21 protein-coding genes are annotated in these 26,063 nt (G+C 72.3%); 15 read left to right on the top strand and 6 right to left on the bottom strand.

What is annotated here, in order from left to right; translation table 11 throughout:
- Window positions 1-46: 46 nt before the first annotated feature.
- Window positions 47-1,063, bottom strand: a complete 1,017-nt coding sequence (locus tag SMA5143A_RS20945) for a helix-turn-helix domain-containing protein (RefSeq protein ID WP_107464412.1) — start codon at window positions 1,061-1,063, stop codon at window positions 47-49.
- A gap of 143 nt (window positions 1,064-1,206) precedes the next feature.
- Here SMA5143A_RS20945 and SMA5143A_RS43075 point away from each other — a divergent pair, with 143 nt between their 5' ends.
- The 12 genes from SMA5143A_RS43075 (at window position 1,207) to SMA5143A_RS21000 (ending at window position 13,530) form a co-directional block, all read left to right on the top strand.
- On the top strand, window positions 1,207-1,353 hold the full coding sequence (locus SMA5143A_RS43075; RefSeq protein ID WP_181361947.1) for a hypothetical protein: 147 nt from the start codon (window positions 1,207-1,209) through the stop codon (window positions 1,351-1,353).
- A 311-nt stretch (window positions 1,354-1,664) separates the two neighbouring features.
- On the top strand, window positions 1,665-1,853 hold the full coding sequence (locus tag SMA5143A_RS20950; protein ID WP_055713638.1) for a hypothetical protein: 189 nt from the start codon (window positions 1,665-1,667) through the stop codon (window positions 1,851-1,853).
- Window positions 1,850-2,719, top strand: a complete 870-nt coding sequence (locus SMA5143A_RS20955; RefSeq protein ID WP_107464413.1) for a RimK family alpha-L-glutamate ligase — start codon at window positions 1,850-1,852, stop codon at window positions 2,717-2,719. Before SMA5143A_RS20950 ends, SMA5143A_RS20955 begins: the two co-directional genes overlap by 4 nt.
- A 238-nt stretch (window positions 2,720-2,957) precedes the next feature.
- On the top strand, window positions 2,958-3,593 hold the full coding sequence (locus SMA5143A_RS20960; RefSeq protein WP_107464414.1) for a DegT/DnrJ/EryC1/StrS family aminotransferase: 636 nt from the start codon (window positions 2,958-2,960) through the stop codon (window positions 3,591-3,593).
- On the top strand, window positions 3,590-4,909 hold the full coding sequence (locus SMA5143A_RS20965) for an aminotransferase class I/II-fold pyridoxal phosphate-dependent enzyme (protein ID WP_107464415.1): 1,320 nt from the start codon (window positions 3,590-3,592) through the stop codon (window positions 4,907-4,909). Before SMA5143A_RS20960 ends, SMA5143A_RS20965 begins: the two co-directional genes overlap by 4 nt.
- On the top strand, window positions 4,902-5,975 hold the full coding sequence (gene argC, locus SMA5143A_RS20970) for an N-acetyl-gamma-glutamyl-phosphate reductase (protein ID WP_107464416.1): 1,074 nt from the start codon (window positions 4,902-4,904) through the stop codon (window positions 5,973-5,975). Before SMA5143A_RS20965 ends, argC begins: the two co-directional genes overlap by 8 nt.
- The gene (locus SMA5143A_RS20975) at window positions 5,972-7,828 is read left to right on the top strand and encodes a M20/M25/M40 family metallo-hydrolase (protein WP_107464417.1); all 1,857 of its coding nucleotides are present in this window, start codon (window positions 5,972-5,974) and stop codon (window positions 7,826-7,828) included. Before argC ends, SMA5143A_RS20975 begins: the two co-directional genes overlap by 4 nt.
- On the top strand, window positions 7,825-8,646 hold the full coding sequence (locus tag SMA5143A_RS20980) for a thiamine pyrophosphate-dependent enzyme (RefSeq protein ID WP_107464418.1): 822 nt from the start codon (window positions 7,825-7,827) through the stop codon (window positions 8,644-8,646). Before SMA5143A_RS20975 ends, SMA5143A_RS20980 begins: the two co-directional genes overlap by 4 nt.
- Entirely contained in the window at window positions 8,643-9,656 is a 1,014-nt protein-coding gene (locus tag SMA5143A_RS20985) for a transketolase family protein (RefSeq protein WP_219923601.1), read from the top strand. Before SMA5143A_RS20980 ends, SMA5143A_RS20985 begins: the two co-directional genes overlap by 4 nt.
- A gap of 48 nt (window positions 9,657-9,704) precedes the next feature.
- Entirely contained in the window at window positions 9,705-10,958 is a 1,254-nt protein-coding gene (locus tag SMA5143A_RS20990; RefSeq protein WP_055715237.1) for an ATP-grasp domain-containing protein, read from the top strand.
- The gene (locus SMA5143A_RS20995; RefSeq protein WP_107464419.1) at window positions 10,955-12,301 is read left to right on the top strand and encodes a hydrolase; all 1,347 of its coding nucleotides are present in this window, start codon (window positions 10,955-10,957) and stop codon (window positions 12,299-12,301) included. The genes SMA5143A_RS20990 and SMA5143A_RS20995 overlap by 4 nt, the downstream gene beginning before the upstream one ends.
- Window positions 12,298-13,530: an MFS transporter gene (locus SMA5143A_RS21000; protein ID WP_107464420.1), complete on the top strand. Its 1,233-nt coding sequence runs from the start codon at window positions 12,298-12,300 to the stop codon at window positions 13,528-13,530. The genes SMA5143A_RS20995 and SMA5143A_RS21000 overlap by 4 nt, the downstream gene beginning before the upstream one ends.
- Window positions 13,531-13,641: 111 nt before the next feature.
- Here the strand turns inward: SMA5143A_RS21000 and SMA5143A_RS21005 are convergent, their stop codons facing one another.
- Together SMA5143A_RS21005 and SMA5143A_RS21010 are read right to left on the bottom strand one after the other, a co-directional pair.
- Entirely contained in the window at window positions 13,642-14,067 is a 426-nt protein-coding gene (locus tag SMA5143A_RS21005) for a PIN domain-containing protein (protein ID WP_107464421.1), read from the bottom strand.
- Entirely contained in the window at window positions 14,064-14,345 is a 282-nt protein-coding gene (locus SMA5143A_RS21010) for a CopG family transcriptional regulator (RefSeq protein WP_107464422.1), read from the bottom strand. The genes SMA5143A_RS21005 and SMA5143A_RS21010 overlap by 4 nt, the downstream gene beginning before the upstream one ends.
- 217 nt (window positions 14,346-14,562) lie before the next feature.
- Between SMA5143A_RS21010 and SMA5143A_RS21015 the strand changes: the two genes are divergently transcribed.
- The 3 genes from SMA5143A_RS21015 to SMA5143A_RS21025 all read left to right on the top strand — a co-directional run bounded on the left by SMA5143A_RS21015 (window position 14,563) and on the right by SMA5143A_RS21025 (window position 20,459).
- Window positions 14,563-18,330, top strand: coding sequence for an ABC transporter ATP-binding protein (locus tag SMA5143A_RS21015; protein WP_107464450.1), 3,768 nt, complete (start codon window positions 14,563-14,565; stop codon window positions 18,328-18,330).
- Between the two features lie 131 nt (window positions 18,331-18,461).
- On the top strand, window positions 18,462-18,872 hold the full coding sequence (locus SMA5143A_RS21020; protein WP_258193644.1) for a hypothetical protein: 411 nt from the start codon (window positions 18,462-18,464) through the stop codon (window positions 18,870-18,872).
- Window positions 18,873-19,028: 156 nt separating this feature from the next.
- Window positions 19,029-20,459 (top strand): S28 family serine protease, encoded by a 1,431-nt coding sequence (locus SMA5143A_RS21025; protein ID WP_107464423.1) that lies wholly within the window; start codon window positions 19,029-19,031, stop codon window positions 20,457-20,459.
- Between the two features lie 82 nt (window positions 20,460-20,541).
- Here SMA5143A_RS21025 and SMA5143A_RS21030 read toward each other — a convergent pair whose 3' ends face one another.
- From SMA5143A_RS21030 to SMA5143A_RS21040, 3 genes are all read right to left on the bottom strand, one after another.
- Window positions 20,542-22,926 carry a protein kinase domain-containing protein gene (locus SMA5143A_RS21030; RefSeq protein WP_107464424.1) on the bottom strand — a complete coding sequence of 795 codons (2,385 nt, stop codon included), beginning with the start codon at window positions 22,924-22,926 and terminating at the stop codon, window positions 20,542-20,544.
- 122 nt (window positions 22,927-23,048) lie between these two features.
- A complete protein-coding gene (locus SMA5143A_RS21035; RefSeq protein WP_375136529.1) occupies window positions 23,049-23,732 on the bottom strand; it encodes a hypothetical protein in 684 nt (227 codons plus the stop codon).
- 177 nt (window positions 23,733-23,909) lie between these two features.
- The gene (locus tag SMA5143A_RS21040; RefSeq protein WP_107464425.1) at window positions 23,910-25,709 is read right to left on the bottom strand and encodes a glycoside hydrolase family 3 protein; all 1,800 of its coding nucleotides are present in this window, start codon (window positions 25,707-25,709) and stop codon (window positions 23,910-23,912) included.
- Window positions 25,710-26,063: the final 354 nt, after the last annotated feature.

Genomic DNA, 26,063 nt, shown 5'->3' on the forward strand with positions numbered 1-26,063 from the left:
CGGGCGGGGCTGCCGGTGGGGGAGCCGGTGGGGGAGCCGGTGGGTCTCAGGACGGGCGGTCGCAGTCGCAGGCGCTCGACGCGGCGTCGTCCAGGAGGCCGCTCTTCGCGGTCAGATAGGCCAGCTGGGCACGGCTGTTGCTGCCCAGCAGGTCGCCGACCTTCTTCAGATGGCTGGCGACGGTCCGGGTGCTGATGCCGAGCCGGCTCGCGATGGCCGCGTCGGTGTAGCCGTCGACCATGAGCCGCAGCACATGCAGCCGGGTCTCGTCGGTGAGCAGCGCCGGGCGCTGCTGGTCGTGCTCGTAGACGACCGGCTTCGCCCGCTCCCAGGCGTACTCGAAGGCCGAGACCAGGAAGTGCACCACTCCGGGGTCGGTGACCTTCAGGGCGTGGGTGCCGTGGTCCTTGCCCATGTCGGGGATGAACGCGACGGCACGGTCACAGATGATCATCCGGTCGAAGACCTCGTCGACCGTCCGCACCTCGACGCCCAACTCGGTGACCTGCTTGATGTAGTCGAGCGTCGGACCGTGGGCCCGGATGGTGTGCTGGTACAGCGTGCGCTGCTTCACGCCCTTGCGGTGCGCCGTGAGCGTCCGGGGCAGCGCCTTCACGAGGACCTCCTCGGGGCGCCGGCCGCCGGGGTGCGCGGTGAGCAGCTCGTGCCGGGTGGCCTCGATCGCCTCGTCCAGCGCGGCGGTGATCACCGGTGCGGGGGTGAGCCGTTGGGAGGACTCGTTCTCGTCGCGGCGGGCGGCGCGGTACACGCTCTCGGCCTGCGACATCGACGCCCGCACGGAGGCGAGGGCCTGCCGCTGCTCCAGGATCAGCCGCTCCAACGGGTGGGCCAGCGCCGCCGTCGCCACCGAGGGCGGTACGGGAACCAGTGCCCCGGCGTCGTCCACCGCGGCCGCCACAAGACCGAACTCCCTTACGCAATCGGGTGCCCCGGCGACCGGAGCCCTCCCCTCCAGCAGCGCGGTGCGGTAGAACTCGAGTCCCGCGCCGCACACCTCCGCCGGTGTCTCGGCGCCCCCGCGTCTGTCCGTATCACCGCACATGCATGGTCCCCCTTCAGGTTTCAGCAGTGCACGATCATGACCCCTGCAATCACTTTCGGCAACCGGGCTTCCCCAGGCATGCTCTTCGTGTGGACACCGGCGGGGAGCCGGAAGTCCGGGAATTCTTCAGGGGGATACAAGAAATGACGTACCTGCGCAGACTCGCCGGCGCGCTCGCCATTGTCGCCGCCGCGGCGCTGACTCTTTCCGCCGCCTCCCAGGCGGCCGACCGCACGGCGGTCGCCGAGGCCCGGGTGGCCGACGCGCCGGCCGACCCGGGCTGGCCGTAAGCCCCGGCGAGTCGAGGCCGATCCGGGGGGTCGGCTGATTCTTCCCACGTAAAGCCCGTGCAAAGCGTGTGTGCCCCCGTGGTCCGGGGGTCGTCCCCGACCGGTCGGGGACGACCCCCGGCGGGCGCCGGCAGCGCCCTGTCACGGCACGGGGTGGGCGTGGGGTTCCGACCCGGACCGCCGACGGGGGACCGTCCGGCCGGATTGCTGTCCCGTGAATTCCGTATGTCAAGACCCGGTAATACGCGTAGGCCGACCCCGGGTGATCCGGCATGCCGGTTTCACATGGAACAAATGAAGGAGTTCGACGAATGACCACCGCAATCGCCGCACCGAAGTGCCTCGTGTGCGACACCGAATTCGAGGTCCAGGAGGACTGGGAAAAGGGTGAGATCACCGAGTGCACCGCCTGCGGGCAGGAGCACGAGGTCGTGGAGAAGGCCGCGACCGGCGTACGGCTCGACCTCGCGCCCGAGGTCGAGGAGGACTGGGGCGAGTGACGACCCCCGACGAGGTCCTGCTCTCGGTGACGATGCTGCGGCCCGAGGAGAAGCTCCTCCTCGGCGCCCTGCGGGCCGAGGGGCTCGCCGCGCGGCCGTTGCTGATGGAGGACGTGGCGGCCGTCGTGGCGGGCCGGGGCGGCCCGCCCGCGCTCGCCGTGATCCGCAACCTGTCCCACCGGGACGCCGTCAACGTGTCCCGGCGGCTGGAGTACGCCGGGGTGACCACCCTCAACCGGTCGTCCGTCATCGAGGCGTGCAACGACAAGGGGCTCCAGTCGCTGCTGTTCGCCCGCCACGGCATTCCGCACCCGGTGACCCGGCACGCCTTCAGCTACGACCAAGTCCGCTCCGCTGTCTCCGAGTTGGGGATGCCGGCCGTCGTCAAACCCGTCAGCGGGTCATGGGGGCGGGGCGTCACGAAGATGGCCAACGCGGAGTGTGTGGAGGCGTGGGCCGGGGGCCGGGAGTCCGCCGACGCGACGGGCAAGCTGTTCCCCGTCGTGGTGCAGTCCTACATCGACAAGCCGGGACACGACCTGCGGGTCGTCGTGGTCGGCCGGACCCCGGTGGTCGCGATCCAGCGGGTGTCCGACGACTGGCGCACCAACACGCATCTGGGGGCGGAGGTCCGGCGGGTCGAGGTGACCGCCGAGATCGACAAGCTGTGCGGCCAGGTGGTGGACGCGCTGGGGCCCGGGTTCTACGGAGTGGACCTCGTGGAGGACCGGAGCACCGGGGAACTGCTCGTCCTGGAAGTCAACGCCAACCCCGAGTTCGCGAAGTCCTCGGAGCGGCATGGGGTGGATGTGGCGGGGCTGTACGCGACGTATGTCGCGGAGCGGGTGTCCGTGGGCGCCCAGTAGCTCGGGGCCGCGGGTTCGTTGGCGGGTGCGGGTCCGTTGTGGTTCCTCGCGCAGTTCCCCGCGCCCCTGAAGGGAACGGGCCTTCGGCCCGCCCTTCAGATGAAAAGCACGGGGCGCAGCCCCGGTCGCTTTTCAGGGGCGCGGGGAACTGCGCGACCAGCCCACACCCACCCGCACCCGCCAACGCACCCCACCCACCCCCCACCCTCGCGATCTTCAGAAAGAGGCACCGCATCACATGGAACTGTTCGACACCGCCACGGTGCTCACCCGCGTCCTGACCTCGGGCGTGGTGATGAGCATCGAGAAGAGCGACCGGGAACTGCCCGGTCTGGAGCGGCTGCTCCAGAAAGCGACCGGCCGCAGCAAGGCCGTGCTGCTCAACAGCCGCACCGGGGCGATCCACGCCGCCCTGGCCGGCCAGGGGATCGGGCACGGCGACAGCGTCGCCCTGCCCGACGTGGACGCCGAGACCTCGGCGTTCCTCGCCTGGCTCGGCGTGACGGTCACCTCGTACGACGGGCCCGCCGCGTACGACCACATCGCGCTGGACCCGACGAACGCCGACCGGCTCGGCGCGTTGGCCGCGGGGGCCACCGCGCCGGCGCTCGTCGTCGACCTGACCGGCCTCGGCTTCGGTCCTGCCGCCGCCGTCCTCACCGACGACCCGAAACTCTGGGCCCGCGCCGAGCGGTTGAAGATCTTCGGCGCCTACGACCTGCGCACGATGTGGACGCAGGAGGAGGCGGACGCCGACCTCGTGCCCGGGGTGCAGTTCAACTACCGGCTCAGCCCGCTGGTGGCCGCCTGCGCGCGGATGGCCCTGACCCAGGCGGCGCGGCCCGCCGCGACCTCCGGAGCGAAGCAGTCATGATCACCGATTTCCCGAACGCGCCCCTCCCGCTGCCCGATCCGGCCGACCTCGACGAGGAACTCGCGGCCCTCGGCGGCAGCGAGATCATCCCCAAGGCGCAGCGCCGCACGCTCTTCCCGGTCATCACCAAGGAGGACGTGTTCAACCTGATGCTCGCCCAGCGGCAGACCCCCGAGAAGGTCGTCGCCGACTTCGCCGAGGCCTACCGGCAGTACGTGGGCGCCGCCCACGCCCTGCCCACCGCCAGCGGCACCTCCAGCCTGCACATGGCGCTCGTGGGCGCCGGCGTGCGGCCGGGCGACGAGGTCATCGTGCCGGCGTTCACGTTCATCGCCACCGCGCAGGCCGTCGTCGCCGCCCACGCCGTCCCCGTGTTCGTCGACGTCGACCCGGTCACGTACTGCATGGACCCGGCCGCCGCCGCTGCCGCGATCACCGAGCGGACCCGGGCGCTGATGCCGGTGCACGTGCACGGTCTGCCCGCCGACGTCCCCGCGCTGCGCGCCCTCGCCGACCGGCACGGCATCGCCCTCGTTGAGGACGCCTCCCACGCCCACTCCGCGAAGATCGGCGGCCAGGTCACCGGCTCGTTCGGCGACGCCGCCGGGCAGAGCCTGATGGCCGACAAGAACTTCCCGCTCGGCGGCGAGGGCGGCATCGCCTTCTTCGCCACGGAGGAGGCGTACGGCCGGGCCGTCGACTACCTCGCGCGGCACGGCATCGACTACCGGATGTCGTGGATCGCCGCCGCGTTCGGCGCCAGCCAGCTCAAGCGGCTGCCGTACTACGACGAGATCCGCGCCCGCAACGCCGCCCTGCTGGGCGAGGCCCTCGACGGCACCGGGCTGTTCACCCCGCCGCACGTGCCGGACGGGCACGTCCACGCCTACAACATGTACCGGATCACCCTGCACCCCGAGGCCGTGGGGCTCGCGGACCTGCCGGTGCACGCCGTCAAGGAGGCCGTGCACGAACTGCTCGTCGCGGAGGGCGTACCGGCGCGGGAGTGGCAGAACACGCCGATCCCCTGCCACCTGCCCTTCCAGCACCGCGACGGGTTCGGCAACGGCTACCCGTTCACCCTCAACCCGGGCGCCGTGCGCGACCACCGGCCCGAGGACTTCCCCGTGACCCTCGGCATGCTCGACTCCACCCTCGTCCTCTGCCGCGAGCTGCGCTCCCCGGTCGAGTACGAGCGGATCCTGCGCTACGCCGACGCCTTCCGCAAGGTCGCCCGCCGCCCCGACGCCATCCGCAAGCTCGTCGACGAGCGCGACTACGTGCGGCCGTACGAGAAGGCGGCCCGCCTTGGCTGACACCGACCTCTCGCAGGAGAAGATCCGGGTCGCCGTCATCGGCGCCAGCGGATACACCGGGGGCGAGGTCATCCGGCTGCTCCTGGAGCACCCCCGTGTCGAACTCGCCTTCCTGTCCGCCGAGCGGGCGGCCGGAGCCGCCATCGGCAGCGTCCACCCGTGGCTGCGCAACCACCCGAGGGCCGCGGGCCTGAAGTTCCGGCCCCTGGACCGGCTGGCGGACATCGACGCCGTCGACGTCGCCTTCGGCTGTCTGCCCACCGGCGCGCTGCCCGAGCGGCTGCCGCTGATCGCGGCCCACACCAAGCGCGTGCTGAACCTGGGCGGCGACTTCCGGCTGCGGGCCGAGAACGAGGTGCGCACCCACTACCCGAAGACCGCCGCGCACCCGCCGCTGGAGGACTTCGCCTACTACGTACCGGAGTTGAGCCCCGTCGTCCCGGACGGCAGGTTCGTCAACCTGCCGGGCTGCATGGCCGTCACCTCGATCTACGCCCTGTACCCGCTGTTCGCGGGCGCCGAGCCGCTCGCCACGGACCGGGTCGTCGTCGACGCCAAGACCGGCTCCACCGGCGGCGGCCGGGGCAGCGGCGAGCCGCCGGCCGAACGCAGCGGCAACTTCCGGGTGCACAAGCTGTACGGGCACCGGCACGCGCCCGAGGTGCGGCAGGCCCTCGCCGACTTCACCGGCGCGGCCGTCGACCTGAGGTTCTCCACCCACAGCCTCGACGTGGCCCGTGGCATCCTCGTCACCGCCTACGCCGAACTCCGCGACGGGGTCACCTCGTTGGACGTCAAGCGGGCCTACGCCAAGGCGTACGTCGGCAAGCCGTTCGTACGGGTCCGGCCCGCGCCCAAGGCGCCGCAGGACTTCCCGATGCTGAAGGCCGTCGTCGGCTCGAACGTCGCCGAGGTCGCCATCGCGGTGCAGGGCGGCCAGGTCGTCGCCGTCGCCGCGCTCGACAACCTCATCAAGGGCGCGGCCGGACAGGCCGTCCAGGCCATGAACCTCATCCACGGCCTCGACGAGACGGCCGGCCTGCCCACGACGGCGGTGTCCCCGTGACGGCTCCCCTGTACGTCGTCAAGGCGGGCAGCGCGACCCTCGACCGGGGCGCGATCCACAAGGAACTGGCCGATCTGGTGGCCCGGGGTGCCCGCGTGCTGCTCGTCGCGGGCGGCGCCACCGGCATCGAACGCCACTACTCGGCGATCGGGCGGCCCATGCCCCATCTGCGGCTGGCCGGCGGCGACTCGGTGCGCTACTGCCCGCCGGAGGAGATGGCCCACCTGGTCGACGCCTACGAACGCGTCACGCTGCCCGCCGTGGAGCGGGAGCTGCGGGCGCTCGGGCTGACCGTGTTCACCTCGGTCGCCGCGCGCGGCGGACTCGTCACCGGCCGGGCCAACCGCCCCCTGAAGACGGTCTCCGCCGAGGGCCGGACCGTGGTCGTCCGCGACCACCGGGCCGGAGTGCCCACCGACGTCGACACCGACGGGCTGACGGCGCTGCTGGAGGCGTACGACGTGGTCTGTCTGTCGCCGCCGGTCGCCGACCCGGCGGGCGGCGCCCCGCTGAACGTCGACGCCGACGTCCTGGCCGCCGTCCTGACCGGCGCGCTCGGCGCCGACCACCTGCGGCTGGTCACCGGCACCGCCGGACTGCTGACCGACCCCGCAGACCCGTCCTCCACGCTCCTCGACGCCTATTCCGGCGAGGGCGCCCAGTACGCGGGCGGCAGGATGCGGCAGAAGGTACGGGCCGCCGAGATCGCCATGCGGGACAGCGGCGCCGACGTCGCCATCACCGGCCCGCACACCATGGGCGAGCCGTCGGGCTGGACCCGCTTCTGGCGGACCAAGGAGCCCGCCGCCGACCTCAGCCTCCTCACCCGCGTGGCCTGCGTGCCCTCCGTCTCGCGCGACGAGGCCGAACTCGCCGCCTACCTCGCCGAGTGGTGCCGGGAACGCGGCATGGACGCCCATGTCGACGAGGCGGGCAACCTCGTCGCCGCCCGTGGCCACGGCCCCCGCCGGCTGCTGCTCCTCGGGCACCTCGACACGGTCCCGCACCACTGGCCCGCCGAGTGGCGCGAGGGCGAGCTGTGGGCCCGCGGCAGTGTCGACGCCAAGGGCAGCCTGGCGAACTTCCTGGAGGTGCTCGCCCACGCGGACATCCCCGAGGACGGCCGGCTGTGTGTGGTCGGCGCGGTCGAGGAGGAGATCTCCTCCTCCAAGGGCGCCTTCCACGCCCGCGACCGCTACCCGGCCGACGCCGTCGTCATCGGCGAGCCCAGCGGCTCGGGCACCCTGACCCTCGGCTACTTCGGACTGTTCAAGCTCCGGGTCACGGCCTCCGTGCCCAGCGGGCACTCCGCCGGGATGGACGCCGTGTCCGCTCCGGACCGCCTCATCGACGTACTCGGCCGCATCCGCGCCGCGGTGCTCGCCGAGGCGCCGGACGCGCTCAGCGCCGTCATCGACGTCCAGGTGGAGAACGGGCGGGAGCGCGACACCGCCACCGGCATCCTCAACTTCCGGGTGCCGCCCAAGGCCGACGTGGAGACGCTCACGGCCCTCGCGCTGGGCCACGCCCGCGAGGACGTACGGATCGAGGTGCTGCGCGCCACCCCCGGCTACGCCGGCGGACGCTCCAGCGCCCTGGTCAAGGTCTTCACCCGGGCCTTCGCACAGGCCGGGATCAGGCCCCGCTTCGTGGTGAAGAAGGGCACGTCCGACATGAACACCCTCGCCACGACCTGGCACGACGTGCCGATGGTGGCGTACGGGCCCGGCGACTCCGCCCTGGACCACACCGACGAGGAACGCATCGACCCCATGGAGTACCGCACCGCCCGCTCGCTGCTCGCCGACGCGGTCAACCGGTGGTTCGCCCTGACCGAGGGGAGCGGGCGATGACCACGACCGTGCTCGAACAGCCCCGCACCGGGGGCGACCCGGCGGCCCTCCTCGCCGAGCGTGCCGTCCTGGCCCGCCGGCTGGTCGTCGACATGGCGGCGAGCCCGCGCGGCTGCCACCTCGGCGGCAGCCTCTCCGTCCTCGACATCCTGATCGCCGCCCTGCACCGCGCCTCGGCCGGCGACGGCACCGAGGTCGTCCTCAGCAAGGGCCACGCGGCCGCCGGCCTGTACGCGGCGCTCCACGTCAGCGGGATCCTGCCGGAGAACCCGGCCCCGCTGTACGGCCGCGCCGGTCACCCCTACACCGGCCATCCCGGCCCGAAGGTGCCCGGCGTCCGCTTCCCCACCGGCAGCCTCGGCCACGGCGTCCCGTACGCCGCCGGCTGGGCGCTGTCCCAGCGGCTCTCCGGCGGTCACGGGCTCGGGATCGCCGTCGCCGGTGACGGCGAGCTCCAGGAGGGCCTGGTCTGGGAGACCTGCCAGGTCGCCGCCGCGCAGGAGCTGGGCACCTTCGTCCTCGTCGTGGACCGCAACGGCGGCCAGAACGACGGGCTGGTGGCCGACATCTCCCCGCTGCCGCGACTCGCCGAACGGTTCGCCGCGTTCGGGTTCGACGTCGCCGAGGTCGACGGACACGACCTCGCCGCCCTCACCGCCCTGTTCGCCGAGGACCGCACGGCCGCCCGCCGGCCTCTCGCGGTCATCGCCGACACCGTCAAGGGCAAGGGCGTCCGGGCCGTCGAGGGCAGGCCCGGCTGCCACTACGTGACCATCGACGAGGCGCGCGCCGCCCAGTGGAAGCGGGGTATCCGATGACCACGACCGACGAGCGGGCCGTGCCCCCCACGGAGCCCGCGCCCGGGGCCCCGGCCGCCGAGCCGGTCCCGCCCCTCACCGACGAGCGCCCGGTGACCCTGTCCGGGCGCGACGCCTACCGGGACGAGCTGACCCGGCTCGCCGCCTCCGACGACACGATCGTCTGCCTGGAGGCGGACCTGGGCGGCAAAGGACACCCCTTCCAGGCCGCCCACCCGGAGCGTTTCTTCAACCTCGGGATCGCCGAGGGCGCCATGGTGGACATGGCGGCGGGCCTCGCGGCCGGCGGCCACAAGCCGTTCGTGAGCACCTTCGCCCCGTTCGCCGCGCTGCGCGCCGCCGAGAGCCTGAAGCTGACCCTCGGCTACCTGGCCGCCGGGGTCACGGTCGTGGCGCCGTACGCCGGGGTCTCGGGCGCCTGGTTCGGGACCACCCACCACTGCCTGGAGGACCTCGCGATCCTGCGCAGCGTGCCGGGTGTGACCATCGCGGCCCCGTACGGCGACGCGGAGATGCGCGCGGTGGTGCGGGAGGCGGTCCGCTCCGGACGCCCGCACTACATCCGCACGGGCCGCAACGCCACCTACGCGTCCCTGCCCCTGCCCGAGTCCCGGTCCGATGACGAACTCCCGCTGGTGAACTGGGAGTTCAGGGCCGAACCCGACGACGTGTGCCTGGTCTCCGTCGGCGAGGAGGGCACCCGGCTCGCCCTCGCCGCCCGGCGGGCCGCCCCCGGCACCGCCCACGCCCACCTCGTGTACCTGGACCACGAGAACCTCACGGGCGCCGCCACCGAACTCGCCCGGCACCACTCCCGGTTCGTGGTCGTCGAGGAGCACCGCGGCCAGGGCGGCGTGGCGGAGGCGCTCGCGCTGCTGCTGCCTCAGGCCCGGGTCACGTCCGTGAGCGCCGACCGGAGCTGGCCCGCGCACGGCGGCGACCACGAGGAGGTCATGGCCGCCCTCGGCCTGGACCTGCCCGCCGTCCTCGCGGCCGTCGAGAAGGCGTAACCACTCACGCCCCACCACCCACCACCCACACCGACTTCAGGAGTCCCCGTGCACATCCTCATGATCGAATGCAACCCCAACGGCATGGCCGGCATCGCCAACGCCCTGGACCTCGGCCACGACGTCACCCTCGTCTCCGTCGACCCCGACTTCTACCTCGCGGTCTCCCCGCTCACCGAGGCCGCCTACGCCCACCCCCACTGCCAGGTCGTCAAGAGCGAGAAGGCGTTCTCCATCGAGGAGCTGACGGCGCTGGCCCGCTCGATCCACGCCGAGCGCCCGGTCCACGGCGTCACCACGTACAGCGAGTACCACACCGTGCACACCGCGGCCGTCGCCGAGGCGCTCGGACTGCCCGGGATGAGCGTCGACGGCGCCCGCAACGCCCGCCACAAGCACCTCACCCGCCTCACCCTCGACGGCACGGGCGTCCGCCAGCCGCGGTTCGCGCACGTCTCCGACCCGGCGAAGGTCGAGGCCGCCGTCCGCGAGATCGGCTTCCCCTGCGTGGTGAAGCCCTCCGACGGCACCGCCAGCCTGCACGTGCTGCACCTGAAGGACGAGGACGACCTGACGGCGTACCTCGCGGAGCTCGCGGACGTCGTCGACTACGGGCGCGGTGTCGTCCGTATCCCCGACATCCTGATCGAGGAGTTCGTCACCGGTGAGCTGATCTCCGTGGAGTCCTGCGTCCTCGGCAAGGGCGAGGTCGTCAACCTCGGCCTGACCGACCGTCCGCTGAGCGGCTTCCCGCACTTCATCGAGATGGGCGCCACCTACTTCACCGGACACCCGCTCCAGGACGAGCTGTTCGCGATGACCACGAAGGTCCTCGACGAGCTGGGCGTCGACTTCGGCTTCATCCACACCGAGTTCCTGCTCGGCCCCGACGGCCCGGTGCTGTGCGAGGTCAACGGGCGGCTCATCGGCGGCATCGTGCCGAGCCTGATGCAGATCAGCTCCGGAGTCGACGCCTACCTGGAGGTCATCCGGCAGGCCCTCGGCGAGCGCCCCGAGCTGCCCTTCCCCGGCGAGACCATCGCGGGCGGCCACTGGTTCGGCTCCCCGGTCGCCGGCACCGTCGAGTCCATCGGCTTCGACGGCCTGACCGACCTGCCCGGCTTCCACAGCGCCCTCGCCTACAAGAAGCCCGGCGTCGAGGTCAGCCGCCTCTCCAAGAGCAACTTCGACTGGATCGGCCACATCATCTTCACCGGCGCCGACCGCGACGAGGTCAACAAGCGCAACGAGGAGGCCCTGGACGCCATCGACCTGCGGCTGAAGGTCGAGGTGGCCCGATGAGCGAGGCCGTACGCGGCCAGGAGGGACCGGTCACCCTGCACGGGGTGGCCGTCCCGGCCCTCGACCCCGACGCGCTCTACGACGTCACGACCGAGAACGGCGTCTTCACCGCCTTCCGCCCCACCGGCGCCCGCCGGGGCGGCGAGCACGAGCTGTGGCCCGGCTACACCGAGACCCACGCCCATGTCGCGCTCCCCGCGAACTGGGACGACACGGTCGAGGACCCCCGGATCGTGGCCCTCCAGTACCTGTACCACGGGGTCTCCCACGTGGTGGACATGTTCGGCTTCCCGCTGGTCGCCGACGCCTGGGCGGCCGGCCGGGCGGCCTCCCCGTGGCCGTACCCGGAGCTCGCGCACTGCGGCTACGCGGTGACGGCGACGACCGACGCGGCCGGCCGCACCGGCCACGGCGTGGAGTTCCCGGCCCCGGTGCACATGCTGGCCGTCGAGTCCGACCTCGACCACGCGCTGCGCGCCAACGCCGAACGCGGCGGCACCTTCCTGAAGGTGATGTTCACCGACGGCACGGAACAGCCGGGCAGCCCCGTCCGCTTCTCCCGCCTCTCGGAGCGGGTGCTGCGCTTCACCGCCCGGATGGCCGCGGAGCGCGGCGTCACGGCGGTCATCGACTGCAACACCCTCCAGGAGACCCGCTGGGCGTACGAGTGCGGCTTCCGCCTCTTCGCCCACACGGTCCGCGACCGCACGCTCGACGCGGCCGACTGGAAGGAGTTCGAGGGGGCACGGTTCGTCTCCACCCTCGCCGGGCTCCGCCCCATGATCATGACCGGCGAGGAGTTCCTGACGGAGTACTCCCGCGAGGGCTTCGCCGAGACCCAGGACGTCCGCAACCTCGACTTCGTCCGCGGCATCGAGAAGCCGTACGGCATCGAGTACGGCGTCCAGGAGACCCGCACCGCCGCCCTCGCCGACATGCGCCGCAACGCGCTCGCCGCACTCGGCCGGGGCGATCTGCTGGTCGGCACCGACTCCGGGAACACCGGCGCCTACCACGGCTACTCCCTGCTCGGCGAGCTGGACCTGCTGCGCGGCGACGACCCCTCCCTGGACCTGGCGCTGCGCCACCGGGCCACGGTCGGCGGCCGCCGCTACATCGACGAGCTGAGCGGCACCCCGACCGGCGCGCACCCGCTGAGCGTGGGCGCCGACGCCACCTACAACGTCCTGCACGCCTCCGCCCCCGACCGTCCGCTGTCGGCCCTGCCCGTGAAGACGGTCGTCCGGGGCGTGGAGATCGACCGCGCGGCCCTGGCCCGCGAGATCGCCGCGCTGCGGGCCGCCGCCCAGGCACCGACCGAACCGAAGGGAATCGCCGCGTGACCATCGAACGCAGGCGGGCACTGATCGGCGTGAACGCCGGTATCTTCCTCGCCCACATCGGGAACTTCATCTGGTTCCCCGTCCTCGTCGCCTCCCTCGGCGGCACCGACAGCGGCTTCTGGGCCGGTGTCGTGATGTGCATGACGTACGTCGGCCGGCTCGCCGCGACGTTCTTCTACGAGGGGGTCGCCGCCCGCGTCGGCATCCGGGGCGCGGTGTTCGCGGGCACCGCGACGGAGGCGGTCGCCCTGTTCCTGATGGGCTTCGGCGACGGGGTCGCCGTCTACTCCGTGCTGGCCCTCCTCATCGGCCTCGGCTCGGGCACGGCCTTCCCCGGCCTGAAGAACATCCTGGTCTCGTACCCCGACGACGAGCGCCCGAAGGCGTTCTCGACCTTCCAGATGTCGGCACAGGTGGGCCTCTTCGGTGGCGCGCTGGTGGGTGGTCTGCTGGCCGACGTCGACCTGCGCACCCTCTTCTCGGTCGTCTTCGCGATCTTCATCGGCTTCTGCCTGGCGTCGTCGGCGTTCATCCCGAGGGACGGCTTCGGCGAGGCCACGGAGAAGCCGGCGGCCGAGCGGGTGCCGCTGTTCAGCACGGCCGTCTTCAAGGGCATCGAGGTCCGCGGCGCCACCCGCTACTTCCTGCTCTCGGCGGTCTTCTGGTTCCTCTCCATCGGCTTCATGGTCGGTATCCCGCTGCACATGGAGGAGTACGCGTCGGGCTGGGCGCCGTCGGCCCCGTTCTGGATCACGGGCCTGAGCGTGCTGGTCCTCCAGTACCCCCTGTTCAAGTTCATGATCAAGAACCTGCGGCCGGGCGCGGTGATGGCGGTGGGCCTGGCCGGGATGACGGTGGCGTTCACGGCGTTCGGCGCGGGCCGCTCGGTGCCGTGGATCGTCGTCGGCTGCCTCACGGTCGTCCTGGGCGAGATCCTCTTCGTCCCGTCCTTCGACATCTGGGTCGCCCGCAAGGTCCCCGCGGACCGCCTCGCCAAGGCGATGGGCGCGATGCACTTCTTCCGCAGCGCCGGAAACATGATCGGCTCCCTCCTGGCAGGCGCCCTGTTCGACCTCGCGACGTCCTGGGACATACCGGGCGGCAACTGGTACGTGGCCGCGGCGACCGCGGCGGTATGCGGAACGATCTGCCTGCTCAGCCGGGACGAGACCCCGACGGAGGAGCCGGAGACCGCCCCCGAGGAGGAGCGGGCGGAGGCGGCGGCGTAGTGCGGCCGAGTGTCGACGCACACCTCGTCGCCGACGCGCCCCCGACCGGTCTCGCAGGAGTATCGGTCGGGGGCGCGAACGGTGGCCGGACAACCGGCCCAGAGAGGGGGGTCAGACCTTCTTGACGACGATCGAGTCCGGAAGCAGCCGCTCCAGATCGTCCACGTCCGAGGTGAAGACGGTGACCTGTCCCTTCTGCTGCCGGGCGATGACGGCGAGCACGGCGTCGATCGCGTACTTGTGGCCGTGCAGCTTGGCATCGGCCAGGAGGCGGCGGGCTTGGCGGGTTTCGTCCTTTCCGATGTCGGCGACCTTGAGCCGGGAGAGGACCCAGTCCCAGCGCTGCTCGGTGGTTCTGCCGTCGTACGCCTCGACCAGAGTCATCGGAGACGTCACGACCTCGGCTTCGCCCCGGGCTGCGAGGTCGATCCAGGCGATCATCCTCCGGTCGCCCCGTACGGCCAGGGACAGGGCTTCGCAGTCGAGTACGAAGACGCGCGGTGGCCGCTGCGTCCGCCGACCGGCCGGCTTCGTCACGCGGCCTCTCCGGCGTCGTGCTTGCCGACGGCGCGGCGACGCTCGTGCTCGGCGTCGAGATCCTCCAGTTCCTCGAACGCCGCCGTGCGCTCCTCCTCGCTGAGGGGGCCGTGTTCCTCCTGCATCCAGCTGGACAGTTCCAGCAACCGGTCCCGGTCGCGCTTGAAGCGCAGGGCCTCGGTGACGTACGCCGACAGGCCCCGTTCCGCCGCCTCCGACCGGATCTCGTCGAGGAGATCCTCGGGGATGGTCACCGTCACCTTCTTGGTTGATGCCATACCAGGGACCATACTCCTGGTATTCGACCCCTTACCAGTGCGTGGCACATGTGCGCCGTACGGCGGTCGGCGCCTCCTTCGGCGCTCCTCGTGCGCGGGGCCGGCGAGGACCGCGTCGCGCCGGGATGAAATCCGCACCCCACGGCGTTGGTGCCTTCCGGACGTACCCGGACGACGAGGAGGGCACCGCGTGGCCGCGCGACAGGGGGAGGACCGGATGGGAGAGCCGGCGACGACAACGGAGCCGGGGCGGGCGGGGAGCGCGCCCGGGTGGGCGCGTCGGCTCGCCGCGTACGCCTGGCGGTACCCCAAGGACGTCGTCCTCGCCCTCGGCTCGTCCCTCGCCGGCATGGCCGTGATGGCCGTCGTCCCCCTGATCACCAAGGTGATCATCGACGACGTCATCGGGGACAAGACCCGCGCCATGATGCCCTGGGCCGGCGCCCTCATCGCGGCCGCCGTCCTCGTCTACGTCTTCACCTACATCCGCCGCTACTACGGCGGTCGCCTCGCCCTCGACGTGCAGCACGACCTCCGCACGGAGATGTTCGGCACGATCACCCGGCTCGACGGGCGCCGTCAGGACGAGCTGTCCACGGGGCAGGTCGTCGGCCGTGCCACCAGCGACCTCCAGCTCATCCAGGGCCTGCTCTTCATGCTGCCGATGACCATCGGCAACCTCCTGCTGTTCCTGATCTCCCTCGTCGTCATGGCGTGGCTGTCCATCCCGCTCACCCTGGTCGCGCTGGCCGTCGCCCCCGCCCTGTGGTGGATCGCCGTCCGCAGCCGCGCCCGGCTCCACCCCGCCACCTGGTACGCGCAGGCCCAGGCCGCCGCCGTCGCGGGCGTCGTCGACGGCGCCGTCAGCGGCGTACGCGTGGTGAAGGGATTCGGACAGGAGGAACAGGAGACCGGCAAGCTGCGCGACGTGGGCCGGCGGCTGTTCGCCGGGCGGCTGCGCACCATCCGCTTCAACTCCAGGTACACCCCCGCCCTCCAGGCCGTCCCCGCCCTCGGCCAGGTCGCCATGCTGGCGCTCGGCGGCTGGCTCGCCGTGCGCGGGCACATCACGCTCGGCACCTTCGTCGCCTTCTCGACGTACCTCGCCCAGCTGGTCGGCCCCGTCCGGATGCTCGCCATGGTCCTCACCGTCGGCCAGCAGGCCCGCGCCGGCACCGAGCGGGTGCTGGAGCTCATCGACACCGAGCCGACCCTCACCGACGGCACGAAGACGCTGCCCGCCGACGCGCCCGCGACCGTCGAGTTCGACGACGTGTCGTTCGGCTACGAGGACGGCCGCCCCGTGCTGGACGGGCTGAGCTTCGAGATCCGGCCCGGCGAGACCCTCGCCGTCGTCGGCTCCTCCGGCTCCGGCAAGTCCACCGTCTCGCTGCTGCTGCCCCGCTTCTACGACGTGAGCCGCGGCGCCGTCCTCATCGGCGGCCACGACGTCCGCGAGCTGACCCTCGACTCGCTGCGCGCCGCGATCGGCCTGGTCCCCGAGGACTCCTTCCTCTTCTCCGACACCGTCCGCAACAACATCGCCTACGGCCGCCCCGACGCCACCGACGAGCAGATCGAGGCCGCCGCCCGCGCCGCCCAGGCGGACCGTTTCATCGCCGAGCTGCCCGAGGGCTACGCCACCAAGGTCGGCGAACACGGCCTGACCCTCTCCGGCGGCCAGCGCCAGCGCATCGCCCTGGCCCGCGCCATCCTCACCGACCCCCGGCTGCTCGTCCTAGACGACGCGACCTCCGCCGTGGACGCCCGCGTCGAGCACGAGATCCACGAGGCCCTCACCCAGGTCATGGAGGGCCGCACCACCCTCCTCATCGCCCACCGCCGCTCCACCCTGGGCCTCGCCGACCGCATCGCCGTCCTCGACGGGGGCCGCCTCGCCGACATCGGCACCCACGAGGAACTGGAGCGCCGCTCCGCCCTGTACCGGCGGCTGCTCACCGACCCCGACGAGCTGGGCGGCGTCTCACCCGGCCACCTCCCGAGGACGCCCGCCACCGAGGACGCCGCGCGCGACTCGATGGGGGCCGCGATAAGGGACGAGCTGGACGCCGAGTTCGACGCCGAACGCGGCATCACGCCCCGGCTGTGGACCGGCGACCGCGAGCCCCGGGACGCCGCCTTCGCCGGCACCCCCGCCACCCCCGAGCTCCTCGCCCAGGTCGAGGCGCTGCCCCCGGCGCGGGACACCCCGGACATCGACGAGGCCCGCGCGGTCGCCCCGGAGCACTCCTACGGCCTGAGGCTGCTGCTGCGCGGCTTCGGGCTGCCGCTGCTGCTGAGCCTGGCCCTGGTCGCCGTCGACGCCGGTATGGGTCTGCTGCTGCCGGTCCTGATCCGGCACGGCATCGACGAGGGTGTCTCCCAGGCCGTCCTCGGCGGGGTCTGGGCCGCGTCCCTGCTGGCCCTGCTGTCGGTCCTCGTCCAGTGGGCGGCCCAGGTCGGCGAGACCCGGATGACCGGCCGTACCGGCGAACGCGTCCTGTACTCGCTCCGGCTGAAGATCTTCGCCCAGCTCCAGCGGCTCGGACTCGACTACTACGAGCGGGAGCTGACCGGCCGGATCATGACCCGGATGACGACCGACGTGGACGCCCTGTCGACGTTCCTCCAGACCGGCCTGGTCACCGCGTTCGTCTCCGTCGTCACCTTCTTCGGCATCATGGTCGCCCTGATCGTGATCGACGTGCAGCTCGCCCTGGTCGTCTTCGCGACGCTCCCGCCGCTGATCTTCTGCACGTTCTTCTTCCGCCGGGCGAGCGTGAAGGCGTACGAACTCGCCCGTGAGCGGGTCTCCGTCGTCAACGCCGACCTCCAGGAGTCGGTGGCCGGACTGCGGATCGTGCAGGCGTTCCGGCGCGAGCGCGCCGGCGGCGAGCGGTTCGCGGCCGGCAGCGCCGCCTACCGCGAGGCCCGGGTGCGCGGCCAGTGGCTGATCTCCGTGTACTTCCCGTTCGTACAGCTGCTGTCGTCGGTCGCGGCCGCCGCGGTGCTCATCGTGGGCGGCCGGCGGGTCGACGCGGGCACCCTGACCACCGGCGCCCTGGTGGCGTACCTGCTCTACATCGACCTGTTCTTCGCCCCCGTCCAGCAGCTCTCCCAGGTCTTCGACGGCTACCAGCAGGCCACCGTCTCCCTGGGCCGCATCCAGGAGCTGCTCCGGGAGCCGACGTCCACGAAGTCCGCCGACGAACCCCTGGAGGTGCTGTCGCTGCGCGGCGACATCGCCTTCGAGGACGTGGACTTCCAGTACGGGGGCTCCGACGGCGAGGAGGCGGCCCTCAGCGGCATCTCCCTGCGGATCCCGGCCGGGCAGACCGTCGCCTTCGTCGGCGAGACCGGCGCCGGTAAGTCCACCCTCGTCAAGCTCGTCGCCCGCTTCTACGACCCCACCGGCGGCCGGGTCACCGTCGACGGCACCGATCTGCGCGCCCTCGACCTCGCCTCGTACCGGCACCGGCTGGGTGTCGTCCCGCAGGAGGCGTACCTCTTCCAGGGTACCGTCAGGGACGCCATCGCCTACGGCCGCCCCGACGCCACCGACGCCGAGGTGGAGGCCGCCGCGCGGGCCGTCGGCGCCCACGACATGATCGCCACCCTCGACGGCGGCTACCTCCACGAGGTCGCCGAACGCGGCCGCAACCTCTCCGCGGGCCAGCGCCAGCTGATCGCCCTGGCGCGGGCCGAGCTGGTGAACCCGGACGTCCTGCTGCTGGACGAGGCGACGGCGGCCCTCGACCTGGCCACCGAGGCCCAGGTCAACCAGGCCACCGACCGTCTCGCCGGCCGCCGCACCACCCTCGTCGTCGCCCACCGCCTCACCACCGCCGCCCGCGCCGACCGCGTCGTCGTCATGGACCACGGCCGGGTCGCCGAGGACGGCACCCACGACGAACTCCTCGCCCTCGACGGCCGGTACGCGGAACTCTGGCGGACCTTCGTGGGCGAGCCGGCGATGAAGGCGTAGGGGAGCCGGCGACGCAGGAGTCGATGACGGCGTAGGCGGCCGCCGCCGGTATTTCCCTCCCGTCGCGCAACCGTTCGGTACCTCTCGTGCGTCCGAATATCAGTACGCTTCTGCGGTGGGAGGGACAGTCGGTGAGCAGGGGTGCGAAGGGCGCGATCCGTCGGCCGCTGGCGCTCGCGCTGGCCGTCCTGACCCTGGCCGGGCTGCTCGCCCTGGCCGGCCCCGCGGGCAGCGCGACGGCGGCGTCGTCCTGCGCCGGACGCAAGGTGCGGACCCTGACCTTCGACGCCGGGGCCGTGCACGTCTACCGCAAGGGCGGCCGGTACGTGTGCGCCGTGCTCGTGCCCCGCAAGCAGGTCATGGGCAAGGGCGGGTGGAAGGCCGGCAAGGGCACCATCCGCATCCGGGCGTGGGCGGGGCAGTGGGTGCGCAACAAGCGGCACCCGGCGGGCCCGGTCACCGTGCACGCGGGCCGGCGCCCCGTGTGCGTCCACGCGCGGGTCGGCTCCGTGCGCTACACCTCGGGCTGGATCCTGCGCTGACCACCCGCCCCTGCCGTCGGAGCCGGGCACACAGGGTTTTCCCTATCTCCGCCATCTGCGCCTGGAAGCAGTCCAGTTGGCCCCTTTCTTCCCTGGTGCCCCGGCGGCCGCTCCGATAGCTTCCGGCGCACAGCCGTTCCATAGGGGAGAGAACGCATGCGCAAAGCGCTCAGGTGGGTGCTGTCGCTCGTGGTGCTCATAGGCACTCTGAGCACGGCGGGCGCGGCCACCGCCGCACAGCCGGACACCACCGACATCAAGGACCGACTGCTCGCGATACCGGGTGTGAGCCTCATCGAGGAGAAGTCGGGGCCGGAGTACCGCTTCTTCGTCCTCAACTTCACGCAGCCGGTCGACCACCGCCACCCGGCGAAGGGCACCTTCCAGCAGCGGATCACCGTCCTGCACAGGGACACCAGCCGCCCGACGGTCTTCTACACCGGCGGCTACAACGTCTCCACGAACCCGGGCCGCCGCGAGCCCACGATGATCGTGGACGGCAACCAGATCTCCATGGAGTACCGCTTCTTCACGCCGTCCCGTCCGGCCCCGGCCGACTGGACCAAGCTGGACATCTGGCAGGCCGCCAGCGACCAGCACCGCATCTTCAAGGCGTTCAAGAAGATCTACGACAAGAAGTGGATCTCCACGGGCGGCTCCAAGGGCGGCATGACCGCCACGTACTACGAGCGCTTCTACCCGAAGGACATGGACGGCGTCGTCGCGTACGTCGCCCCCAACGACGTGGTGAACAAGGAGGACTCGGCGTACGACCGGTTCTTCGCCAAGGTCGGCACCAGGGAGTGCCGCGACCGGCTGAACGCGGTGCAGCGCGAGGCGCTGGTGCGCCGCGAGCCGCTGGAGAAGAAGTACGCGCAGTACGCCGCCGCCGAGAACCTCACCTTCCACACCATCGGCAGCCTCGACAAGGCGTACGAGGCCGTCGTCCTCGACTACGTGTGGGGCTTCTGGCAGTACAGCCTGCTCGCCGACTGCGACAGCGACACCATCCCGAAGAACGCCAAGACCGCCACGGACGACGAGATCTGGAACTCGATCGACGCGATCTCCGGCTTCTCCGCCTACGCCGACCAGGGCCTGGAGACGTACACGCCGTACTACTACCAGGCGGGTACGCAGCTCGGCGCGCCGACCATCAAGTTCCCGCACATCGAGAAGAAGTACATCCGCTACGGCTACCAGCCGCCGCGGAACTTCGTCCCGCGGGACATCAAGATGAAGTTCCAGCCGCACGCCATGCGGGACGTCGACACCTGGGTCCGCAACAACGCCCGCCACATGCTGTTCGTGTACGGCGAGAACGACCCGTGGGGCGCCGAGCCCTTCCACCTCGGCAAGAAGGCCCGTGACTCGTACGTCTTCACGGCCCCCGGCGCCAACCACGGTGCCCGGGTCGCCGGCCTCGTCGAGGCGGAGAAGGACCTCGCCACGGCCCGCATCCTGAAGTGGGCGGGCGTCGCCCCGGCCGCGGTCCAGCAGGACGCGAGCAAGGCGAAGCCGCTCGCGAAGTTCGACCGCAAGCTCGACAAGCGCGACGTCGAGCGCGAGATGACGCTGCGTCCCTAGCACGACGCGCGACGGAGCCCCGGTGCCGCCCGACGGCGACACCGGGGCTCACCCGTGTCCGGTGTCCGACCGCCCCGGACGCTCAGGTGGCCTCGGTGTCCAGCGCCACCCAGCCGACCTTGTTCGAGGGCGCGTAGAGGATGCCGCCGGCGACGATTGGTTCGGTGTCCAGACCGGTGTCGAAGCCGCTCTCGTCGTCCAGGTACGGCACGCTGTGCTGGTACAGCAGCTTGCCGGTACGCGCGTCGAAGGCGGCGGCGCCCCGGCTGTTGACGACGTAGACCCGGTCGCCGGCCTGGATCGGCGGCGCGCCGGTCTGGCCCTTGCCGGGGATCGGCACCCGCCACAGCTCCTTGCGCCGGGCCGCGTCGACGGAGACCAGTTCGCCGCCCGTGGCGGTCGACGCCACGTACATGACCCGGCCCGGTGTCACCGACAGCTCGGGTCCGGGCTGGCCGGCCCCCAGGGTCGCTCCGGCCTCCGTGCGGATCACCTCGGCACCCTTGGCCAGCTCCATGCGGAGCACCCCCTGGCCGAACGGCGCCGAGTACTTGTCGACGGCGGCGCAGTACAACTGCGGCTTGCCGTCCTCCTCCAGCAGTGCCTCCGTGCCGGGCGAGCAGAGCGCGGGCAGCTTGAAGGAGGTGAGGCGCCTGCCGCTGTCCTTGTCGAGCACGGTGACGTAGTCGTCGCCGACCTCGGCGTCCGCGGTGGTGAACACGTAGTACCGGTCGCCCAGCACCCGCTGGCCGACCGTGCCGCTCCTGCTGGGGATGTGGGAGCCCTCGACCCAGGGCTTGGTGCCCGTACGGGCGTCGACGGAGTACACCGTGCCGTCCTCGGTGAGCGAGTACACCCGCTCGCCGTCGCTCATCAGACGCTCGGCGAGCACCGCCGTGGCATAGCGCCACTTCACGGAGCCGTCGGCGAGCGAGAGCCCGACGAGGCGGTCGCCGACGTTGACGACCGCGATGCCGTCCACGACGACGGGGCTGTTCTGACTCCCGTACGTCGAGACCTTGCTGTTGCGCCACAGCTCCTTGCCGGTGGCCGCGTCGATCCGGACGGCCCGGTCACCGAGGCACACCAGGGACGAGTCGGCGTACACGCAGTCGCTGTTCTGGAGGTTGTACTGCCACTGCCGCCAGCCGTCCGGGCGGCGCTCGGGGCTGTCGTGGTAGGCGTACGAGAAGTTGGCGGAGCCGGACTGCGCCGCGATGTACTCGGCGGAGCCCTTCGGCTGGGTCGTCACGGTACGCGCGCGAGTCGTGGGCCCCGTCCCGGGGTCCTCCCCGCCCTCGCGGAACCCGTACACCAGCCCGCCCGCGATCGTGCTCACCGCCACGACCGCCGCCGCCACGGTCAGCGCCCGGCGGCGGCGCCCGCGCCGGGGCGGGGGTGTGGGTACGCGGCCCAGGTCCGTCGTCACGGAGCCCATGTCGGTGGCGCCGGAGGCGGTGTCTGCGTCCGCTTTGGCGTCGGACGCGGTGTCCCGGCGCGCGTCCGCGTCCGCCGCCGTGTCGGCCTCCCCGTTCGCGCCCCCGTCCGAGGCGGTGCCGGTCGCCGCGTCCGCGTCCGCGTCGGGGGCCGGGCTCGCGGCCGGCGGAGTCGCGGGCCCTTCCAACGTGCCCGGGTACGTGTCGGCCAGCAGGGAGAGCAGCTCCGCCGCGTCGGGGCGGTCGTCCGGATCCTTGGCCAGGCAGCGCTCCACCGTCGGCCGCAGCCAGCCGGGCAGGGCGTCCAGCTTCGGCGGCTCGTGCACGAGTTGGTACACCAGCGTGTACACGTCCGTCGCGTCGAACGGCACCCGGCCGCTCGCCGCGTACGTCAGCATCGAGCCCAGCGAGAAGATGTCGCTGCGCGGCCCGACGTCCTTCTGGGCGCGTATCTGCTCCGGCGACATGAACGGCGGGGTGCCGATCGTGACGCCGGTCCCGGTGAGCCCGGGGGCGGTGAGCACGGCGTCGTCGGCCGCGCGCACGATGCCGAAGTCGATGACCCGGGGCCCGTCGTCGGCCAGCAGCACGTTGCCCGGCTTGAGGTCCCGGTGCACGATCCCGACGCGGTGGATGTCCCGCAGCGCCTCCGCGAGCCCGGTCGCGAGACGGTACAGCTCCTCGTCGGTGAGGGCGGGCCCCTTGGTGACCCGCTCGTCGAGCGGCTGCCCCGGCACGAAGAGGGTCGCCATCCAGGGCGGGTCGGCGTCCGGGTCGGCGTCCACGACGGGCGCGGTGAAGGCCCCGCTGACCTGCCGGGCGGCGGTCACCTCACGCCGGAAGCGGCCGCGGAAGTCGGGCTGGTGGGCGAGGTTGCCGCGGATCACCTTCACGGCGACCTGACGGCCCGAGGGCGAGATGCCGAGGTAGACGTGTCCCATGCCGCCGGAGCCGAGGTGGGAGTCGATGCGGTAGCCGGGGATGTCCGGCAGCTCCTCGTTGCCCGGAGCGCCCTGGGCTTCCTGGGCCATCGTCCCCCCACCGTCGTCGTACGGACCGTCAACCGCAAACGGATGATATCGATCCGGCCTGCTGGTGTTCGGAGGGGTGTTCGATCCGGGGCGTCGTCAACGGTGTGCGGGGCGCCGGGTGTTCAGACGGGCCGGGCGCAGCCCACCGGCTTGCTGCCGCCCAACTGCACGTACAGGTCGGTGGAGACGGGGCACTGGGTCTTCTTCTCGACGGCGGCCGTGACCCGGTACTCCGGGGCGTGCCCGCCGTCGCTGTCGCCGTCGCCGTCGTCGTCACACGCGGTCTCGCGGACCTCGCCACGCCCCGCGCCGTAGACGCAGTCGCCGACGATGGTGCGGGGGCCTCCTCCGCCGCCGGGGTCGCCCGGGTGCGGTGGCTGGAGCTTGCGCATGCAGGCGTAGCCCTGCGGTACCGAGCCGTCGCCGTCCTCGTCCGTGCCGGGGGCGGGCCGCGACTGGCTGATGTGGAGGACGAAGTCGGTGGTCGCCGGGCACGGCGGCCCCTGCGGGACCGTTCCGTCGTGGCGGGCGACGACCCGGGCGGCGGCCCGCTCGCTGGCGCAGGGCACCTCCGTGAAGCTGGTCGTCCCGAAGGAGCTGCACTCGTCGATGCCGAGGAACACGGTCCCGTACCCGGCGGGCCGGGTGGGCGCGGTGGTCGTGGTCCGCTCCTCGGGCTCCGGACCCGAACGGTCCGGCCAGACCTGGCAACCGGACAGCAGCGACACGGCCAGCGCGGCGGACGCGGCGGCCGCGACGAGCCCGGCCGCCGGACGCACCCCACCAGCGCGGCGCACCCCTCGCATGATCACCCCCACGACGTACGCGTCCAGCGTGACCCGGCGGCGCCGAGCCCTGCCCGGCATACCGGGCGCATTGCGTACGTTGCGGGTGGTGCGCGAGGAGCGCGGCGTAGGTTCCGTACGCCAGGGCCCGTACGCCGGGACTCCGGGCGCGGGACCCCGGATGTCGGGCCCTGTAGGTCAGGACCGGTAGCCCAGCCCGTGTCCGATGGCGTACAGCACCCGGGTCGGGTCGTCGGCCCGCTGCACCGGCACCGGCAGCCGTCCGCGCGGCGCGACCCGCCCGGCCAGCACCCGGGCGGCGGCCCGCACCTCGACGTCCGTCCACGAGTACGCGGCCAGATACCCCTTCACCTGGGGCAGTTGCGCCACGTCGTAGGGGTTGCGGAGCGCCACCGCGACCACCGGGACCCCGGTGGCGAGGAGCCGCTCGACCAGCATCCTCTGGGTGCTGTCCGCCGTCACGTTGTACGTCCCCACGACCACCGCGTCCTTGCCGCGCGCCGCCGCGACCGCCTGGTCGATCAGGGCCTGCGTGGGCGCCGTACCGGTGGGCAGCCGGCTCGTGGTGAAGCCGAGGGAGGCGAGTTCGGCGGCGAGGACGGCCGTCGGCGGGCCCGTGGTGCCCGACGGGGACGCCGGGTCGGCGCCCACCACCAGCACCTTCTTGTGCGTACGCCGGGACAGCGGCAGCAGCGGGCCCTTGTTGACCAGCAGGGTCGTGGTCCGCTCGGCGATCCGGTCGGCGGCGTCGAGATGCTTCCGGACGCCCACCACCCGGTCGACGCCCGCGGCGGTGACATACGGCTTGTCGAGGAGCCCCAGCTTCGCCTTGAGCCGCAGGATCCGCAGAACCGACCGGTCGAGGCGGGCCTCGGTCAGCTGCCCGGCGCGCACGGCGTTCAGGACCGCGTTCCACGCGACGTCCAGCGAGGGCGGGTTGAGGAGCTGGTCGGCGCCGGCCTTCAGCGCCAGCACCGGCACCTGGTCGTCGCCGTACTTCTCCCGTACGCCCTGCATACCGAGCGAGTCGGTGACCACGACCCCGTCGTAGCCGAGCCGTTCGCGCAGGATGCCGGTGAGGATGGGGCGGGAGAGGGTGGCCGGGTCGCCGGACGGGTCGAGGGCCGGGACCATGATGTGCGCGGTCATGATCGAGTCGATGCCGGCCCGGATCGCGGCCCGGAACGGCGGCGCGTCGAGGGTTTCCCACTGCTGCCGGGTGTGCTCGATGACGGGGAAGCCGTAGTGGCTGTCGACGGCCGTGTCCCCGTGCCCCGGGAAGTGCTTGGCGGTCGCCGCGACCCCGGACCCCTGATACCCCTTCACCTGCGCCGCGACCAGTCCGGCGACGGCGGTCGGGTCGGCGCCGAAGGAGCGGACGCCGATGACCGGGTTGGCCGGGTTGACGTTCACGTCGGCGACGGGCGCGTAGTCCTGGCGGATGCCGAGCGCGCGGAGTTCGGCCCCGCCGATCCGCCCGGCCTCGCGGGCGTCGGTCGCGGAGCCTCCCGCGCCGAGTGCCATCGCGCCCGGCAGGAGTGTCGCCGGCTTGCCGACGCGGGCCACGATGCCGTGCTCCTGGTCGGTGGAGATCAGCACGGGGAGCCCGCGCGGCAGCTTGAGGGAGGCCTTCTGGATGCCGTTCGACAGCGCGGCGATCTGGTGCGGGTCGCGGGTGTTGTGCGCCCAGGAGAAGTAGATGATCCCGCCGACCCGGTACTTCGCCACCAGCTCGGCGGCCGTCCGGACACCGATCTCCTGAAGGTTGGCGTCGATGTCGGCCTGGTCGGGTCTGGTCGCGGAATGACCGTAGACCCGCATCACGAACAGCTGGCCGACCTTCTCTTTCAGCGTCATACGGGAGACGAGGCGACGGAGCGCCTTGTCGTCGGGTCCGTCGGCCTGTGCGGTGGGGCCGACGGCCAGGGCCGCGGTGACGCCCGCCGAGGCGGTGAGGACGGTACGTCTGGAGGGCACGTGCGCTCCTTCCGGAGAAGATCCACTGAAGGAAACTTCCGAGGTGTCACGAATATCCGGGAAGTTTCTTCCGGTCAAGGGAACGCACGGGACGGGGTGGGGAAGGGGCTCCCCGGTGGGGAGGGGGCTCCGGTGGGGAGGGGCCGTCACCGGCGCTGTCGGAGGGGGGCGCGCCGGTGACGGCGGGCTGCCGGCCGCAGGCGGTGGAGAGGGATGGTCAGCGATCGCAGCCAGCGGCGAGGCCGACGGGCCGCGCTGCGGAGACTCACCCGGCAGCGTGAGGGTTGGACGGGGCGGGGTGGGTTCGGGTTCCCCGGGAGGGGCGGGATTTCCGAAGTTGGTGGGGGTGGGGGT

The organism is Streptomyces sp. MA5143a (assembly GCF_900290235.1).
Classification (GTDB): Bacteria; Actinomycetota; Actinomycetes; order Streptomycetales; family Streptomycetaceae; genus Streptomyces.

Bases quoted from the DNA above. Each gene is read 5' to 3' on its own strand.
- SMA5143A_RS21010 (WP_107464422.1), bottom strand. From the start codon at position 14,345: ATGGCATCAACCAAGAAGGTGACGGTGACCATCCCCGAGGATCTCCTC.
- SMA5143A_RS21015 (WP_107464450.1), top strand. From the start codon at position 14,563: ATGGGAGAGCCGGCGACGACAACGGAGCCGGGGCGGGCGGGGAGCGCG.
- SMA5143A_RS21030 (WP_107464424.1), bottom strand. From the start codon at position 22,926: ATGGCCCAGGAAGCCCAGGGCGCTCCGGGCAACGAGGAGCTGCCGGAC.
- SMA5143A_RS20965 (WP_107464415.1), top strand. From the start codon at position 3,590: ATGATCACCGATTTCCCGAACGCGCCCCTCCCGCTGCCCGATCCGGCC.
- SMA5143A_RS20980 (WP_107464418.1), top strand. From the start codon at position 7,825: ATGACCACGACCGTGCTCGAACAGCCCCGCACCGGGGGCGACCCGGCG.
- SMA5143A_RS20995 (WP_107464419.1), top strand. From the start codon at position 10,955: ATGAGCGAGGCCGTACGCGGCCAGGAGGGACCGGTCACCCTGCACGGG.
- SMA5143A_RS20960 (WP_107464414.1), top strand. From the start codon at position 2,958: ATGGAACTGTTCGACACCGCCACGGTGCTCACCCGCGTCCTGACCTCG.
- SMA5143A_RS20945 (WP_107464412.1), bottom strand. From the start codon at position 1,063: ATGTGCGGTGATACGGACAGACGCGGGGGCGCCGAGACACCGGCGGAG.
- SMA5143A_RS21035 (WP_375136529.1), bottom strand. From the start codon at position 23,732: ATGCGAGGGGTGCGCCGCGCTGGTGGGGTGCGTCCGGCGGCCGGGCTC.
- SMA5143A_RS43075 (WP_181361947.1), top strand. From the start codon at position 1,207: ATGACGTACCTGCGCAGACTCGCCGGCGCGCTCGCCATTGTCGCCGCC.
- SMA5143A_RS21025 (WP_107464423.1), top strand. From the start codon at position 19,029: ATGCGCAAAGCGCTCAGGTGGGTGCTGTCGCTCGTGGTGCTCATAGGC.
- SMA5143A_RS20985 (WP_219923601.1), top strand. From the start codon at position 8,643: ATGACCACGACCGACGAGCGGGCCGTGCCCCCCACGGAGCCCGCGCCC.
- SMA5143A_RS20950 (WP_055713638.1), top strand. From the start codon at position 1,665: ATGACCACCGCAATCGCCGCACCGAAGTGCCTCGTGTGCGACACCGAA.